13 protein-coding genes are annotated in these 15,824 nt (G+C 46.6%); 9 read left to right on the top strand and 4 right to left on the bottom strand.

Going from position 1 to position 15,824, the window contains the following annotated elements:
- The first annotated feature begins 445 nt into the window (after positions 1–445).
- The 8 genes from urtA (at position 446) to JFC06_RS06725 (ending at position 9,293) form a co-directional block, all read left to right on the top strand.
- Entirely contained in the window at positions 446–1,723 is a 1,278-nt protein-coding gene (gene urtA, locus JFC06_RS06760; protein ID WP_198334474.1) for an urea ABC transporter substrate-binding protein, read from the top strand.
- Between the two features lie 411 nt (positions 1,724–2,134).
- A complete protein-coding gene (urtB, locus tag JFC06_RS06755) occupies positions 2,135–3,787 on the top strand; it encodes an urea ABC transporter permease subunit UrtB (protein WP_406947916.1) in 1,653 nt (550 codons plus the stop codon).
- Between the two features lie 10 nt (positions 3,788–3,797).
- Positions 3,798–4,868 (top strand): urea ABC transporter permease subunit UrtC, encoded by a 1,071-nt coding sequence (gene urtC / locus JFC06_RS06750; RefSeq protein ID WP_198334435.1) that lies wholly within the window; start codon positions 3,798–3,800, stop codon positions 4,866–4,868.
- A 92-nt stretch (positions 4,869–4,960) separates the two neighbouring features.
- The gene (gene urtD, locus JFC06_RS06745) at positions 4,961–5,800 is read left to right on the top strand and encodes an urea ABC transporter ATP-binding protein UrtD (RefSeq protein ID WP_406947917.1); all 840 of its coding nucleotides are present in this window, start codon (positions 4,961–4,963) and stop codon (positions 5,798–5,800) included.
- A 32-nt stretch (positions 5,801–5,832) separates the two neighbouring features.
- Positions 5,833–6,531, top strand: coding sequence for an urea ABC transporter ATP-binding subunit UrtE (urtE, locus tag JFC06_RS06740; RefSeq protein ID WP_198334434.1), 699 nt, complete (start codon positions 5,833–5,835; stop codon positions 6,529–6,531).
- 230 nt (positions 6,532–6,761) lie between these two features.
- A complete protein-coding gene (gene lgt, locus JFC06_RS06735) occupies positions 6,762–7,646 on the top strand; it encodes a prolipoprotein diacylglyceryl transferase (RefSeq protein WP_198334433.1) in 885 nt (294 codons plus the stop codon).
- Positions 7,647–7,804: 158 nt separating this feature from the next.
- Positions 7,805–8,674, top strand: a complete 870-nt coding sequence (locus JFC06_RS06730) for a thymidylate synthase (RefSeq protein ID WP_198334432.1) — start codon at positions 7,805–7,807, stop codon at positions 8,672–8,674.
- Between the two features lie 46 nt (positions 8,675–8,720).
- On the top strand, positions 8,721–9,293 hold the full coding sequence (locus tag JFC06_RS06725) for a dihydrofolate reductase (protein ID WP_198334431.1): 573 nt from the start codon (positions 8,721–8,723) through the stop codon (positions 9,291–9,293).
- Between the two features lie 154 nt (positions 9,294–9,447).
- On the opposite strand, the gene uvrC is transcribed toward JFC06_RS06725, so the two are convergent.
- Both uvrC and JFC06_RS06715 read right to left on the bottom strand, forming a co-directional pair.
- On the bottom strand, positions 9,448–11,292 hold the full coding sequence (uvrC, locus tag JFC06_RS06720) for an excinuclease ABC subunit UvrC (protein ID WP_198334471.1): 1,845 nt from the start codon (positions 11,290–11,292) through the stop codon (positions 9,448–9,450).
- Between the two features lie 143 nt (positions 11,293–11,435).
- Positions 11,436–12,962 (bottom strand): DUF3360 family protein, encoded by a 1,527-nt coding sequence (locus JFC06_RS06715; RefSeq protein ID WP_193005554.1) that lies wholly within the window; start codon positions 12,960–12,962, stop codon positions 11,436–11,438.
- 692 nt (positions 12,963–13,654) lie between these two features.
- Here JFC06_RS06715 and JFC06_RS06710 point away from each other — a divergent pair.
- The gene (locus JFC06_RS06710) at positions 13,655–14,212 is read left to right on the top strand and encodes a DUF4442 domain-containing protein (protein ID WP_193005555.1); all 558 of its coding nucleotides are present in this window, start codon (positions 13,655–13,657) and stop codon (positions 14,210–14,212) included.
- 208 nt (positions 14,213–14,420) lie between these two features.
- Here the strand turns inward: JFC06_RS06710 and rplS are convergent, their stop codons facing one another.
- Positions 14,421–14,843: a 50S ribosomal protein L19 gene (gene rplS, locus JFC06_RS06705; protein ID WP_193005556.1), complete on the bottom strand. Its 423-nt coding sequence runs from the start codon at positions 14,841–14,843 to the stop codon at positions 14,421–14,423.
- A 169-nt stretch (positions 14,844–15,012) separates the two neighbouring features.
- Positions 15,013–15,783, bottom strand: a complete 771-nt coding sequence (gene trmD / locus JFC06_RS06700) for a tRNA (guanosine(37)-N1)-methyltransferase TrmD (protein WP_198334430.1) — start codon at positions 15,781–15,783, stop codon at positions 15,013–15,015.
- Between the last annotated feature and the right edge of the window lie 41 nt (positions 15,784–15,824).

Genomic DNA, 15,824 nt, shown 5'->3' with positions numbered 1-15,824 from the left:
TAGATTTTATTTGCTCATCTCTAAAAAACAAAAACCACAATGGATTAACGCAAATGGACTGTTATATAAAATTAAAAACCTATAACCGCCCAGAATCACGCATGCCTTAACGATATCACCGTAGCCGTTTTGGCGATTTTTAGCAATAAATGTCTTTATATCTGTAATTCAGCCCTTCTATCTTGCTGCACCAACCTTTTTTATTCTCACCTTTATGGTGCAACTTATGCACAGTCATGCACTAAATTAAGGAAAATAGCCGATAATATTTGATTATTGCTCAACTATTACTCGATTAGGGGACTTTTTGACTTGGCATGGAACTTGAACTCTTAATTAGTGTTCAGGAGCAGTATTTATCTTTGTGTTTATTTAGGAGATGTCCATGTTTTCGTTACCCATGCTAGCCAATCCTCAATTTATTAACGCTCATTTCCACGGCAAAATGAAATCACACTTTTCGCTATTAGCCATTGCCGTCGTTGGTAGCTTGAGTCTCGCTGGCTGTCAAAAGCCTGCTGAGACTGCGACAACAGAGACAACGACAGAAACCACAACCGTCCCTGTGGCTGACGGCGACACAATCAAAGTAGGCATCTTACACTCGCTGTCTGGCACCATGGCCATCTCTGAAACCTCTTTAAAAGACACTGCGCTAATGACCATTGATGAGATCAATGCCAATGGCGGCGTGCTTGGTAAACAACTAGAACCTGTGGTCGTTGACCCTGCCTCTGATTGGCCCTTATTTGCTGAAAAAGCCCGTCAGCTATTAACACAAGACAAAGTCGATGTGATTTTTGGTGGTTGGACATCGGTATCACGTAAGTCCGTACTGCCAGTGGTTGAGGAATTAAATGGCTTGATGTTTTATCCCGTACAGTATGAGGGTCAAGAGCAATCAAAAAACATTTTTTATACTGGGGCTGCCCCAAACCAGCAAGCCATCCCAGCGGTAGAGTACTTGATGAGTGAGGAAGGCGGCGGCGCCGAGCGTTTTGTATTGCTGGGTACTGACTACGTCTATCCACGTACCACCAACCAGATTTTAAAGGCGTTTTTAAAGTCAAAAGGCGTGGCTGATGAAGACATCATGGAAGAGTACACGCCATTTGGCTTCAGTAACTATCAAACCATCGTATCCAACATTAAAAAATTCTCAACGGGCAAAAAGACAGCGGTAATCTCTACCATCAATGGCGACTCAAACGTGCCGTTTTATCGTGAACTTGCCAACCAAGGGATCAAAGCCTCAGATATCCCAGTCATGGCGTTCTCTGTGGGCGAAGAAGAGCTGCGCGGCATTGATACCAGCTTACTACAAGGACATTTGGCGGCATGGAACTACTTTATGTCGATCAAAAACCCAACCAATAGCGACTTCACTAAACGCTATAAACAATATGCCATAGACCATAACCTACCGAACGCTGACAAAGTGGTGACCAATGACCCGATGGAAGCCACCTATGTCGGTATCAATATGTGGAAACAAGCGGTTGAAGATGCTGGTACTACCGATGTTGATAAAGTGCGCATCAGCATGGCTGGGCAAACATTTGACGCCCCGTCAGGATACACATTGAAAATGGATGAGGAAAACCATCATTTGTGGAAGCCTGTCATGATTGGTCAAATACGGGCGGATGGTCAGTTTGACACCATTTTTAAAACGCCAGAGGTCATCCGAGCGCAGCCATGGAGTGAGTATATCCCCAAATAAATTGTGCTGACAAGCACATGGGCGAGAAACGCAAGATAGACATCACATCAGTAACCGTCCTCTTGCCGACTCTCCACATTTATTTTCAACCATTTACAGACCTTCAAACCTTAACCATATCTTTACTATTTGATACGCCACATAGTAAAGGCTGAGGGTTTGTTGTCTGTGAAAAACAGGGAGCCACACATGCAGCGCCATACTTTACGTGCTACCATAGGAAACCCCACGCCCGTCGTCACACCCTATCAGCGCGCCTCCATTAATAACACCAGCATCAATGAAAAAATAAGCCTGTCATCTGCTTTTATGCAGTGGCTGCCACGACAGCTATTGTGGTTATTAATACTCAGTACGGTCACGGTGGCTCACGCTCATGAGAGCCAAACCGAGCATACGCACAGCAGCGAAATGGCCACCCAAGCAAATACGGTAGCAGTGACAGCAGCTGCGCTAAATACGCCCAGTGACACCCTGCAAACTCAGCACGAGCAATCGCTCATCACGCCAGAATCAGCACCAACCAGCCTGCCCTCAACTGCGGCCTCAGGGGACGCTATCGAGCAGTTTGTGGCGGGTGATTTTGGTCAGCGGCAAGCCATGCTAAGTCACTGGCCAGGTTCGGTTGAGAGCCTGGATAATTTGGTAGCGTTCATTGAAAATGACGAGCTATATCAAGGTAACAGTGGACAAACTTATTTGCTCAATGCCGATGATCAGCTGTTTACTTATCCTGATAAAAAAGAGACGGCAGATTGGCCAAGTGATTTGTCACCAATCACCCTGACCAATGCGCTCCGCTCGGCGCTTATCTTTGGGCGCGCCAAGGTCAAGCTAGAGTCTGACAAACCCGCCCAGCGTCTACAAGCCGTGGCGATTTTGGCTGACAATATTGACCAAGTAGATCCCGCCATTATTACAGCAGCAGCGGCTACCGAGGACAATGCTAAAGTCAAAAAAGCACTGGCCGCATTGCAAGCGCGTATTGACTTCAAAAACGGTGATCTGCCAACGCAAATTGCGGCACTGTCTGTGCTTGCTGACAGCGACAGCCCGCAGGTATTGGTAGATATCGAGTCTGCCCTTGCCAATGATAATGTAAACTCCACGCTCGAAGCGGCCCTTATCGATGCCAGAGATAGCGTGGCGCGCCGTATCCAAATAAGCACATGGACCGGTCATATCTTCACGGGTATGAGTACCGCCAGTATTTTACTGCTGGCAGCGCTTGGCCTTGCCATTACCTTTGGTCTGCTTGGCGTGATTAATATGGCGCACGGTGAGCTGATTATGATTGGTGCTTACACCACTTATATGGTGCAAAACTTATTTCAAACTTACCTGCCAGATATGGTTGGTTGGTATTTGCTTGCCGCTATTCCAGCGGCTTTTATGGTCAGCGCTATCATCGGCATGATTATTGAGCGTATCGTGATTCGTCCGTTATATGGCCGTGAGCTAGAGACTTTATTGGCCACCTTTGGGGTGAGTCTAATTTTGATGCAATTGGTACGGATGATTTTTGGCGCGCAAAACGTGGAAGTTAGTAACGTGGCGTGGCTCAGCGGCGCTTATCAAGTGTCATCAAGCCTTGTGCTTCCTTATAACCGTATTGCCATCATCGTGTTTACTATCATTATCGTGGCGCTCTTGGTGTATTTACTTAACAAAACTCGCTTTGGTTTGTTTATACGAGCAGTCACTCAAAATCGTCAAATGGCGCGTGCTGTCGGTATCCGCTCCGCCCGTATCGATATGATGGCATTTGGTTTGGGTTCTGGACTGGCTGGCATGGCTGGCTGCGCTTTGGCTCAAGTAGGCAATGTGGGCCCTGATTTGGGTCAAACTTATATTATTGACACGTTTTTGGTCGTGGTCGTGGGCGGTGTCGGACAAGTATGGGGCGCGGTATTAGCCGCCTTAGGGCTTGGTATCAGCGGCACAGTACTCGAGATTGGTATTGGCGCTGTATTGGCTAAAATTGTGTTGTTGGTTCTTGTGATTCTGTTTATTCAGAAGCGGCCACAAGGTTTATTTGCACTCAAAGGCCGCTTTGTCGAATAAGGAGACCGCTATGATAGTGACCAAATTACTGTCTGATACACCGCGTAGCGCCATTTTAATTGGTGTGTGCTTTGCCATACTACTGATACTGCCTTGGCTACACTTGATGCCAGAGGCCTCCCCTTTTTACCTATCCGCCTACTGGATCACGCTCATTGGCAAAATCATGGCACTGGCCATGGTGGCCTTAGCGTTAGATCTCGTATGGGGCTACGCCGGTATTTTGAGTTTGGGCCACGGTTTGTACTTTGCCTTGGGTGGTTATGCGTTTGGCATGTACTTAACACGCGAAACAGCGGGCGACGCCTTGCCCGATTTTATGCGCTTTTTAAGCTGGACTGAAATGCCGTGGTACTGGGCGGGCACCCAAAACTTTTGGTGGGCCATGGCGCTGGTGGTACTGGTACCTGGTCTGATCGCTTTTATTTTTGGCTTCTTTGCCTTTCGCTCCAAAATCAAAGGCGTGTATTTTTCGATCATCACCCAAGCGATGGTGTACGCCGCAGCCTTATTATTCTTCCGTAACGAAACGGGCTTTGGCGGCAACAATGGCTTTACGGGCTTTACCACGCTACTTGGCTATGACATTACTGCCGCTTCAACCCGCGCCTTGCTGTGCTTTGTTACTGCCGTCGCGCTTTTGCTGTCCTACATGGGCCTACGCTATTTGATGAATCAGCCTTATGGCCGTGTGCTTGGCGCCATTCGTGATAGCGAAAACCGCTTACAGTACTTGGGGTATCGCACGCTATGGTACAAGCTGTCTGCTTGGGTATTATCCGCCGTCATTGCAGGTATTGCAGGCGCGCTCTATGTGCCACAAGTGGGGATCATCAATCCGAGCGAGATGAACCCTGTGAACTCCATTGAAATGGCGGTCTGGGTGGCAACGGGCGGTAGAGGCAAACTGATTGGTGCCATCTTAGGCACCGGTGTGGTCAATTCGGTTAAAACCTACTTTACGGTCGCCTATCCTGAGTTTTGGCTATTGATACTAGGCGGGCTGTTCGTGGTGGTCACCCTGTTCTTACCCAACGGTATTATGGGCTTGTTTGACCGCTTTAAAAAGGAGAAGCAATAATGCTAAATCAAAAATCACTATCGTCCAAGCCGCCTACTCGTGTCACGCCCGAAAGTGAGTCATTAAATAATACCCTTAGCGCTAATGGCAATATTAGTAATAACGGCAAGCCATCTAATCCAACCAATGAATATGGACGTACGCATGGCGGTGATGGCCTCAGTCACCCAAAATCAGCAGAGGTGGATTTTAGCCATGGCATTGCTCTGTACTTAGAAGAGGTGAGTGTTTGGTTTGATTCGTTTCGGGCACTCAATAATTTGTCGCTCTACATTGAAGAGTGTGAGCTGCGCTGCATCATCGGCCCCAATGGCGCGGGCAAAACCACGCTGATGGACGTCATTACTGGTAAAACCGGTCCCACTAAGGGCAGCGTATTTTTTGGTCAAACCCACAACCTTGCCAGCTTATCAACCGAAGAGATCGCCGAGGCTGGTATTGGCCGTAAATTTCAAAAACCGACCGTGTTCGAAAATTTTACGGTGATGGACAATTTGTTGCTTGCCGCACCCAAAGACAAGCGCGTCGTCAAAAGCTTGTTTAATAAACTTGATGCCGACACTCGCAATACCCTTGATGCTACCTTGCAGCAAATCCGCTTAACAGACAGTATCAACAAACCTGCTGGCCTGCTCTCACACGGGCAAAAGCAGTGGCTTGAGATTGGCATGCTCCTTATGCAAAGTCCCAAGCTTATTTTGCTTGATGAGCCTGTGGCTGGCATGACCGATGCCGAAACCGAGCACACCGCTGAGCTGTGCCTGCGTCTCAAAAAGAACCATACTTTAGTAGTGGTCGAGCATGACATGACCTTTATCGATGCTATTAGCGAAAAAGTAACGGTATTGGCGCAAGGGGCTATTTTGGCCGAAGGTACGTTAGCTGAGGTACAAGCCAACGAAGCGGTGATTGAGTCCTACTTGGGTCGATAAGCCGTTATACAATTCGAGGTTAGGAGACAATTATGTTACAAGTTAATGCCATCAACCAATACTACGGCGGTAGTCATATTTTACGCGATGTCTCGTTTACCGCGCCCGTGGGCGAATGTAGTGTGGTACTTGGTCGCAATGGCGTAGGCAAAACCACGCTGCTTAAATGTCTGATGGGCATATTGCCAATCAAGTCAGGACAAATTTTTCTCAATGATAAAGACATTAGCAAATTATCATCTGAGCAGCGCGTACGGGAAGGCCTAGCGTACGTGCCGCAAGGGCGCGATATCTTTTCGACATTGACGGTCGAGGAAAACATTTTGATTGGTATGGCCAAGTTTTCACGTAGCAAAGCGCGGCAAGTGCCGACGCATTTGTATGACATTTTTCCCGTACTCGACGAGATGAAACATCGTCGCGGTGGAGATTTATCAGGGGGTCAGCAGCAGCAACTGGCTATCGCTCGTGCGCTAGCCTCTGAGCCAACCGTATTGATTTTAGATGAGCCGACTGAAGGTATTCAACCATCTATTATCAAAGATATTGGCCGCGTCCTGCGCGATTTGGCCAATCAAGGCGACATGGCCATTGTACTGGTCGAGCAGTTCTACGAGTTTGCCGAGGAGCTTGCTGACAACTACACCGTACTGTCACGCGGGCAAGTAGTGTCGCAGGGGACAGGCGACAGCATGCTAGCAAACAACGTGCAAGAATTGGTCGCCATTTAACCCCACTCGGTCACGCTCACGTGATAATGACAGCCCGATAGCGTTAAAGACGGCATGTTTGCCCTAGGCTATCATCTAGCGTCACTCCCCCATAAAGCAAATAAAGTACGGTTAGAAGTGATGCCTCATCTTACCCACCTCCAGTGACTGCCGCCTCGCAATTGTGTATGCCCCGCGGATGAAATTTGCTATTATAGTCAGCACTTTATTATCAATATTATGATGCCCTTATGATGATTCATCCTCAGTACGATCCTGTCGCCTTAGCACTTGGACCCGTCGAAGTCCATTGGTATGGACTGATGTATTTACTGGCATTTGCTGCCGCTTATGGTTTGGCATGGTATCGCAGCACCAAACGCGACAACTGGTCTACAGACATGGTCTCGGACTTGGTGTTTTTTGGGGCACTGGGTGTCATTTTAGGGGGCCGGGTCGGCTATGTGTTGTTTTATCAATTCAGCGAGCTGCTAGAAAATCCCGCTTATCTATTCAAAGTCTGGGAAGGCGGTATGTCATTTCATGGTGGCCTCATCGGTGTCATGCTTGGTATGCTGTATTTCGCCCGCAAGTATAAAAAAACACCCTTTCAGGTGCTTGATTTTATCGTCCCGTGCGTACCGACTGGTCTGTTGTTTGGCCGTATTGGTAACTATATCAATGGTGAGTTGTGGGGCCGCGTCTCTGATGGCGGTTATAATTGGCTCACTTACTTTCCTCAGGCGGCGGGCTTTGATATGCAGCTACTACAGGCCAATCCTGAGCTGCAAGATATTATGATTGAGGTCAATGGACAGTATCTACTGCCGCGCCACCCGTCACAGTTGTATGAAGCCTTTGCCGAAGGGCTGCTACTGTTTCTCTTTTTGTGGTGGTATTCCTCAAAACCTCGTCCTCGTATGGCAGTCACTGGTGTTTTCATGTTGGGTTACGGTTTTAGCCGCTTTATCATCGAGTTCTTCCGTCAGCCGGATGTCGACCAAGGATTCATTTTGTTAGGTTGGATGACCAAAGGACAAATTTTGAGCGCCCCGATGATTATTATTGGTCTGTTCTTGGTCGGTTACGCTTACAAACGCGGTATCTATGATTGGGGCAAGCAAGCTGCTTATTAAGACGGTTGCTTCAATACCGACAGTGATAACTTGAATATGAATAATAGGGCAAATGGTGACAAACACCTACCCTAGCAATACTTTTAACAATGACAGTGTTTATAACGATAATTCGCCCAGTAGTAGGCGCTGTCGGCAGTAATTAAAGAGCATTTTTTATGATCAATGGCAACCAAAGTAATAACGAGCAAGCGTATCTTGATTTGCTGCGCCACGTCCTCGCTAATGGTACGGAAAAAGGCGATCGTACTGGTACGGGTACGTTAAGCCACTTTGGCGCGCAGTTACGTTTTGACTTAACGACAGGCTTTCCTCTGTTAACGACCAAAAAAGTACACTTTAAATCCATCGTCTATGAGCTACTATGGTTCTTAAGCGGGAGCACCCACGTCAACTACTTACAAGAAAACGGCGTGCGTATTTGGAATGAGTGGGCAACGGCAGAACAAACCGCCCGCTTCAACCGTCCTGCTGGCGATTTAGGCCCAGTGTATGGTCATCAATGGCGTAATTATGGCGCAAGTAAGCGTGAAGATGGCAGCTACGACAGCGATGGCGTCGATCAAATAGCGCAAGTTATTGAGCAAATAAAGCACAACCCCAATTCACGACGCTTAATTGTGTCAGGTTGGAATCCGGGTGAGGCAGAACAAGTCGCCTTGCCGCCTTGTCATACGCTGTTTCAATTCTTTGTCGCGGACAATAAACTGTCGTGCCAGCTCTATCAGCGTTCAGCAGATTTATTCCTAGGTGTGCCGTTCAATATCGCAAGCTACGCGCTATTGACCCACATGGTTGCGCAGGTTTGTGGACTCGACGTTGGCGAGTTTATCTGGACGGGCGGCGACTGTCATATTTATCAAAACCACCGCGAGCAAGTCGAACGACAGCTGACACGCTCGCTTTATCAGCTGCCAACATTGACGCTCAACGCGGATGTTGATAATATTTTTGCTTTTACCTATGAAGATATTAGCGTGGATGGCTATGAGTCACATCCTGCTATTAAAGCAAAAGTGGCGGTATAAGCAGCTGTTTTTACTTCATTTTTAATGAGAATAACAAGGATATATTATGAGTTATGCCCGCACTGAAGTCGCCCAAATCGCTGCTATTAGTAGTAATCGCTGTATCGGCAAGGATAATAAGCTGCCGTGGCATATCTCAACAGACTTGCAGCATTTCAAAAAGCTGTCCACCAAAGAAAATGAGGGCGCGACGCAAGGTATCGTCATTATGGGCCGCAAGACATTTGAGTCGATGGGCAGCAAACCGTTACCAAAGCGCGTGAGCTTTATTATCAGTAGCCAGTTGGATTACGCTGAAAAAGCAGGCCTAGTCGGCAACGATAACGCCTATGTCGTACACAATTTAGACGATGCGTTAACGCAAGCCGCTAGTCTCGCCCACGGCGCGCATCTTGACACGATTTGGGTGATTGGTGGTGAGCGCGTATTTAATGACGCCATGATGTACACGGATCGTATCGAATTGACCCACGTAGACACTGACATTTCTGATGGGGAGGCTTTTTATCCAGAATTGCCCGATGACTTTGTGGTCGCAGCAGAATCTGAGCAAATGCGCGATGAAAAAAGCGAGTTAGCGTTTAGATTTGTGACTTACCAAAGAAAAGCCAATAAATAATAGCGACTCGCTTGTTAAAAATAAAATAATGGGGATATCATGGTTGGGTAAAACTGTCTATGATGTCCCCATTATAGTGTGGCCAACGCATCATATTAAGACACGGCCAAAACCAAGTTCAGGTCATAGCTACTTAGTATAATATTTGGTCAGGCTACTCATGCAGTACTTTATAAACCGTCTTCGCCAGCACCGGACCAATGCCTTGCACACCTGCCAATTCTTGCTGAGAGGCCCCAAGCAGCTGCTGCATACCGCCAAAGTGATTGAGTAAGTCACGGCGGCGCTTTTCACCGAGTCCTGGTATCACCTCAAGCACGGACGAGGAACGGCGCTTATCACGCTTCTTACGATGCGCTGTGATCGCAAAACGGTGCGCCTCATCACGAATATGCATCAATAAATGCAGCGCTTTGCTATCCATTGGCAAATCAAGCGGCTCATGGTCGATAAAGTGTAGTACTTCAAGTCCAGCCTTGCGCCCCTCGCCTTTTGCCACACTAATGAGCAAGGTATCACCAAGAATACCCAATTCTGTCAGCACGTCTTTTGCTATGCCAAGTTGTCCTTTACCACCATCGATGAGCAACAAATCTGGCAGTGGCTGTTTCTTATAGCGACGCGTCAACACTTGCTTCATTGCCGCATAATCATCACCGCCTTGAATATCATGAATCGCATACTGACGGTAATCACGACGACGCGAGCCACCTTGATCAAAGACCACGCAGCTGCCAATGGTCGCCTCGCCCATGGTATGGGAAATATCAAAACACTCAATCCGATCAATGGTTCGATCTGTGACATCGGCTAGCACGTCTTTTAAAGCGCCAAAGCGTGCATGCAGCTCTAAATAATCACCCAGCTTGGTTTTTAGCGCATTATTTGTATTCAGTTTTGCTAAGTCTAGCCATTCTGAACGGTGCTCGCGTACTTTATTCTTAATAACGACTTTGCTACCAAAATGCGTTGCCAGTGCCTCACTAACGGCATTTTGATCCGGCAACTCATGGCTTAAAATAATCTCTGCTGGTAAATCATCGGTCACCTGAAAATAGAACGACGTAATAAAGGCCGACAAGTTATCTGCAAGCGGCTCACTACTATCGACATCAGGAAAATAGTTCTTACCACCCAACACACGGCCACCGCGCACGGTAAGTACGTTGACACAAGTCATACCTGCCTGACTGGCAATAGAAATCACATCGGCCTCACCTTCTACCGTATAAACGGCTTGCCGCGCTTGTACTTCGCGCAGCATCGACAGCTGATCGCGATAAAATACGGCCTTTTCAAAATCCAACGCTTCAGCAGCACTCTCCATTTTTTCAATCAGGGCACTATGAATGTCGCTAGAATCGCCCTTTAAAAAGCGAATCGTGTTGTTAACATCTTCGCTATATTCTTCTGGCGACACCAAACCCACGCAAGGCGCACGGCAACGCTTAATCTGGTACTCAAGACAAGGGCGCTTGCGTTGTTTAAAAAAAGTATTGGTACATTGGCGCATTTGAAACATTTTTTGCATCAGCACCAGTGTTTCTTTAGCGGCATGGGCTGAGGGGAAAGGCCCAAAAAACCGTCCTTTTTGATGATTGCCTTTGCCGCGCCCATACGCCAGTCTGGGATAAGGATCATCCGCTGAAATGAACACGTAAAGGTAGGATTTGTCATCACGCAACAGAACGTTATAAGGCGGACGATGTTCTTTAATCAGGTTTTGCTCGAGTAACAACGCTTCAGTTTCACTACGAGTAATAATGGTCTCGATATTGTGAATACGAGCCACCAGCGCCCGTGTCTTGGGGTGGTCAATCGTTTTCGCAAAATAACTATTTACACGACTCTTTAGCGATTTGGCTTTACCAACGTACAGAATATCACCGTTTTTACCCAGCATTTTATAGACCCCTGGCAAGTTTGGCAGGCGCTGAATTAAATGCTTAAGGCGGACTGTTTTATCGTCGGCGGGGCTCGATGCTGAAACATTGACCATAGAATATTTTGCTCTTAAAACGTGATGAATATCAATATTTATGGGGCGACCACACCGATTTTGCAAGCTGATGACATGTTTAGCAACTGCCATAAAAAAAACCAGCACAAGGCTGGTTTTTTAAGCGTACTACTTGCAAGCTACTAATGACGGAAGTTTGGTAACAGCGCTGGAATACCAGGCAACATACCAACGATAGCCATCACCCCAGTTAAGACCACAAAGGTAATCACAGGAATAATCCAGCGGCTCATTTTCGAGAGATTGGCACTACGCTCTTTAGAGCCAATAAGTCCTAGATTATCAAGCACCAAGGTGATCGACCACCCAAATGCCGGATTGACTAACGCGGAAGCAAACACGACAATCGCTGCGGACTGCGTCGTTTTACCTTCACGTGTCATCTCCATACCCGCTTCAAGCAAGGGAATAAAAACCCCCACAATCAGCGCCACACACATCACTGGCTCCCAAATGGCCAAATCCATGGGATAACCCCACACACCCGCAATCAGACAAAACACACCCGTTAACACAGCCCCTGCCGGAATAGGACGCTTAGCAATCGCCGCTGGTACAATATAAGTACCCCATGACGACGCAAAATTCGCGCCGCCCAGTATCGAGCCTGCCACCTGACGAATAGAAGCGCTTGTCATCGTATCATCGATATCCATGAGCACACGCTCAGTACGTTTTGGATAGCTGATTTTCTGAAAGACTTGATGACCCAAGAAGTCTGGTGACCACATGGCGACAGCCAGTACGGCAAATGGCAGCACCACAATAAAGCTCTCAACAGTGGGTAGTCCTAGCATCCAACCGGTGTTTTCGCCCCACCAGTACATCGGGTTCATGTTTGGTAGACCTGGTGCCGTTTCAAACGCAAACGGTGCGCCCATGGCAAAAGCGACACCCCCGCCCAATAAGCAGCTTAAGGGCACAGCTAACCACCGCTTTTGGAAATTCTCAAGCACCGCATACAGTACAATCGTCAGTAGAATCACCACAAAGGCAATGTGCGCCATGCCAATGCCTTCCGCCCAAGCAAACAGATTTTTAACTTGTGAAATCGTACCAATGAAACCTAAATAAAGCAGCAAACCACCACACACGCCTTTACTGGTCAAGTTTGCCAGCAAACTGCCCCCTTTACTGATGGCTAGGAGCAAACCGAAGGCACCAATGAGCAGGCCAAAGGCCATCGGGTGACCGCCAGCGGCAACCACAATAGGAATCAGCGGAATTAATGGACCGTGAGTACCCGCAAGGTTGGCTGTCGGTAGCAAAAACCCTGAAAATAAAATGACAAAAAACGAGACAATTAATAGCTCATAACGCACGTTTTCTAAAACAAACGCGTCGCCCAAACCAAGTGGCCCTGCAAAAGTTGCGGCAATGGCACCCACCATGACCACCTTACCAATGGTTGCGGCCATTGCTGGAATGGTATCTTCATATTCAAAACGATAATCACGAAACGGTAAGTTTGCACGCCAGCGCTTTGGCTGCATGATCTGTAGTTCATGATTTAGATACGCGTCACGACTGTCAAAGCTTGCGCTTGATTGATGCAAATCACGATAACTGCCTGCAAGCTCGCTGTCGTAGTCGGATGGATTGGAAGGCTTCTGATTAGACCCTGGAGAAGGTATCTGAGTATTACTCATCACATTTCCTTATGTCGACTGAGACTTCGGTTAATTACAATAGTTGACTTAGCTCTATATCCAGTAAAGCGTCCATCACAAATTGCACGCTATTGTATGTCATGAGACCTTGAATTGCGAGCCTATAATTATTTAAAGATACTATGCGTCTCATTATTAATGATAACTAAAAGTTTGCATTTATCATTTTATGAACCTTAATTGGCTTTTATTTCGAAAAAGTAATAGTAGGAGAACCGACGTTGATCGGTTAATATGAGCTCAGAAAAAGGGACAATAGCTATGGTGGATACCTATTTTTACCGCTAATAACGCTTTAATAAGTTACGCTATAGTAGATCAAGTAGTATAAAACTAGCGTTACTCGATCAATGCTTTAGCCCGCTTTAAGACTAGGGCGTGTCCTCATTTTAAAAATGGTGATAAAAATGAGATAAATTGCAGGCAAACAAGAAAAATAGTGCAGATAATATTGAAATATTAACCAACTATTTGCCGCTGTTTGGCAAAATTTAGCCTTTTTTAGTCCATTTAGATGACTATCGATTGAATTGAGGACACGCCCTAGCGAGCTTCGTGGTTTTTCATTATGATAAAGGTTTTTTGGTCCCGCACTCTTTAGTACTTAGCATGTAAATGTATCTCAATCAGCAAGCATGTAAAATTAAAAAGCAAGATAATAGGATTGATTTATGAGTTTATTACCCATCAATTTTGAGACATTAAAACGTAAAGCTAAAAAAAATATCATGCCGCTGCTGACACCGCATTTACTTAAGTTGCGTATCAACACTTATGCCCCATACGTTGGTGCTGGCATTAAAATTGATCACATCGACCTTGATCAAGGACTGTGCGTGGTGAGTATGGGGTTAAACAGTCTGAACAAAAACATCGTTGGCACCCAGTTTGGGGGCAGCTTGTACGCCATGGTTGATCCATTTTATATGATAATGCTGATGCACCAATTGGGTAGCAGTTACGTGGTTTGGGATAAAAGCTCACATATCGAGTTTGTCGCTCCTGGTAACAGCAAAGTCACCGCTCGAATGAAGATTCCCAGCACCGAGATTACCACTATTCAAGAACTGGCAAAAAACGGTGATGCGGTGTTTCGCACGTACACAGTCGATCTCGTCGATGAACAGCAGAAAACTGTCGCTACCGTCACTAAGACGATATACATTCGATTACGCAAGTACAGTAAGTCCAAACATCAAAGTAGCCGCGTCGATAACTTTGACGTCTAATTTGATCACTAAGTTGATTGTTTAACGCCAACGCTCAAACTTAAAACCCCACATACAAAAACCCCAATCTAGCTTTCGCATAGATTGGGGTTTTGTCTTTTTTGGTATGGCCCGCTTATTTATAAATAAACCTATGAATAAGGGCTTGTATCTACTATTGCCTGAGCTTAGTCAATCATACGATCAACTAAGAACAGCCAGCGTGTGCTTAGATACCAGGGGCAGTTTCAACTGCATCCGGTACACCAGCGTCAGTTTTTTTCTGAGCAACTGGACGAGCACCAAGCTTTTCGCGGATACGGGCTGATTTACCAGAGCGCTCACGTAAGTAGTACAGTTTCGCACGGCGAACAGCACCGCGGCGTTTCACTTCAATGCTATCAATGATTGGTGAATGCAATTGGAATGCACGCTCAACACCAACGCCGCTTGAGATTTTACGTACGGTAAACGCCGAGTTTACACCGCGGTTACGCTTAGCGATTACAACGCCTTCAAAAGCCTGTAGACGCTCACGCTCACCTTCACGTACTTTTACTTGAACCACAACGGTATCGCCGGGTGCAAAGCTTGGGCGCTCAAGCAATTGAGCGTTTTCGATGACCTGAACCAATGGATGCTTGTTGCTCATGAGAGTTATCTCCTCACATTAGATAATAGAGGCTTAACGCATATCACCTGTTTGTAATAATTAATCGCATCTCTTTATAGTGAGACACAACGTAAATGGGTTATAACCAACGGCCATTATGCTATGACTCGTTTTATTATTGCTCAAAATTCTATTGCTTAACTGTTTATCAAAACTCGTTTTTATCTGCTTTTGCCAATGCTTTTAGCCACTTCGCTTGCGTAAGCGTTGGGGTAAACGCTTGCCATAAATCTGGACGACGCGCTTGCGTACGACTGACTTGCTGACTAAAGCGCCACTTAGCGATATTGGCATGATGACCTGAAAGTAAAACCTCAGGTACTGCCATACCAGCAAACTCATGCGGCTTCGTATAGTGTGGACAATCAAGCAAGCCATCCACAAAGGAGTCTTGCTCAGCTGACTTGTCATCGCCCATGATATCAGGCAAACGACGTATCACACTATCCATTAGCACCATTGCTGGCAGCTCGCCACCAGTCAACACATAATCACCAAGTGATACTTCCATGTCGACATACTGCGTGAGTAAGCGCTCATCAATACCTTCGTAACGACCGCATAATAAAATCATGCCATCATACTTAGCCATACTGACCACGCTACTCTCGCTGAGCGTCTGCCCTTGTGGTGACATATAAATCACCGGACAGTGCTCACTGTCGACACGGCAACCATGTTGACCGGCTCGCAGGCGCGCATCCTCAATGGCTTTTGATAATGGCTCAGCCATCATCACCATCCCAGGACCACCACCATACGGGCGCTCATCAATACGGCGATAGTTATCAGTGGTATAATCACGTGGATTGATGCAGTCAATCGTAATTTGCTCTTGAGTCACCGCCCGTCCCGTGATTCCAAACTCACGAATCGTGGCAAACATCTCAGGAAAAATACTAATGACGGCAAAATACATCTGATGTCTACTTACCTTAAGGCTAAAACAATCGGTGTGAA

It is taken from the genome of Psychrobacter namhaensis (assembly GCF_016107545.1).
In the GTDB taxonomy this organism is placed as follows: Bacteria; Pseudomonadota; Gammaproteobacteria; order Pseudomonadales; family Moraxellaceae; genus Psychrobacter; species Psychrobacter namhaensis.
Note: the sequence above shows the minus strand (reverse complement) of the source record. Positions and strands in the feature narration are given on the sequence as shown.

What these genes read in the sequence shown, in the direction of transcription:
- rplS (WP_193005556.1), bottom strand. Translation starts at nt 14,843, where the DNA reads ATGAGCAACAAGCATCCATTGGTTCAGGTCATCGAAAACGCTCAATTG.
- JFC06_RS06715 (WP_193005554.1), bottom strand. Translation starts at nt 12,962, where the DNA reads ATGAGTAATACTCAGATACCTTCTCCAGGGTCTAATCAGAAGCCTTCC.
- JFC06_RS06710 (WP_193005555.1), top strand. Translation starts at nt 13,655, where the DNA reads ATGAGTTTATTACCCATCAATTTTGAGACATTAAAACGTAAAGCTAAA.
- urtA (WP_198334474.1), top strand. Translation starts at nt 446, where the DNA reads ATGAAATCACACTTTTCGCTATTAGCCATTGCCGTCGTTGGTAGCTTG.
- uvrC (WP_198334471.1), bottom strand. Translation starts at nt 11,292, where the DNA reads ATGGTCAATGTTTCAGCATCGAGCCCCGCCGACGATAAAACAGTCCGC.
- trmD (WP_198334430.1), bottom strand. Translation starts at nt 15,783, where the DNA reads ATGTATTTTGCCGTCATTAGTATTTTTCCTGAGATGTTTGCCACGATT.
- urtE (WP_198334434.1), top strand. Translation starts at nt 5,833, where the DNA reads ATGTTACAAGTTAATGCCATCAACCAATACTACGGCGGTAGTCATATT.
- urtC (WP_198334435.1), top strand. Translation starts at nt 3,798, where the DNA reads ATGATAGTGACCAAATTACTGTCTGATACACCGCGTAGCGCCATTTTA.
- JFC06_RS06725 (WP_198334431.1), top strand. Translation starts at nt 8,721, where the DNA reads ATGAGTTATGCCCGCACTGAAGTCGCCCAAATCGCTGCTATTAGTAGT.
- JFC06_RS06730 (WP_198334432.1), top strand. Translation starts at nt 7,805, where the DNA reads ATGATCAATGGCAACCAAAGTAATAACGAGCAAGCGTATCTTGATTTG.
- lgt (WP_198334433.1), top strand. Translation starts at nt 6,762, where the DNA reads ATGATGATTCATCCTCAGTACGATCCTGTCGCCTTAGCACTTGGACCC.
- urtB (WP_406947916.1), top strand. Translation starts at nt 2,135, where the DNA reads ATGGCCACCCAAGCAAATACGGTAGCAGTGACAGCAGCTGCGCTAAAT.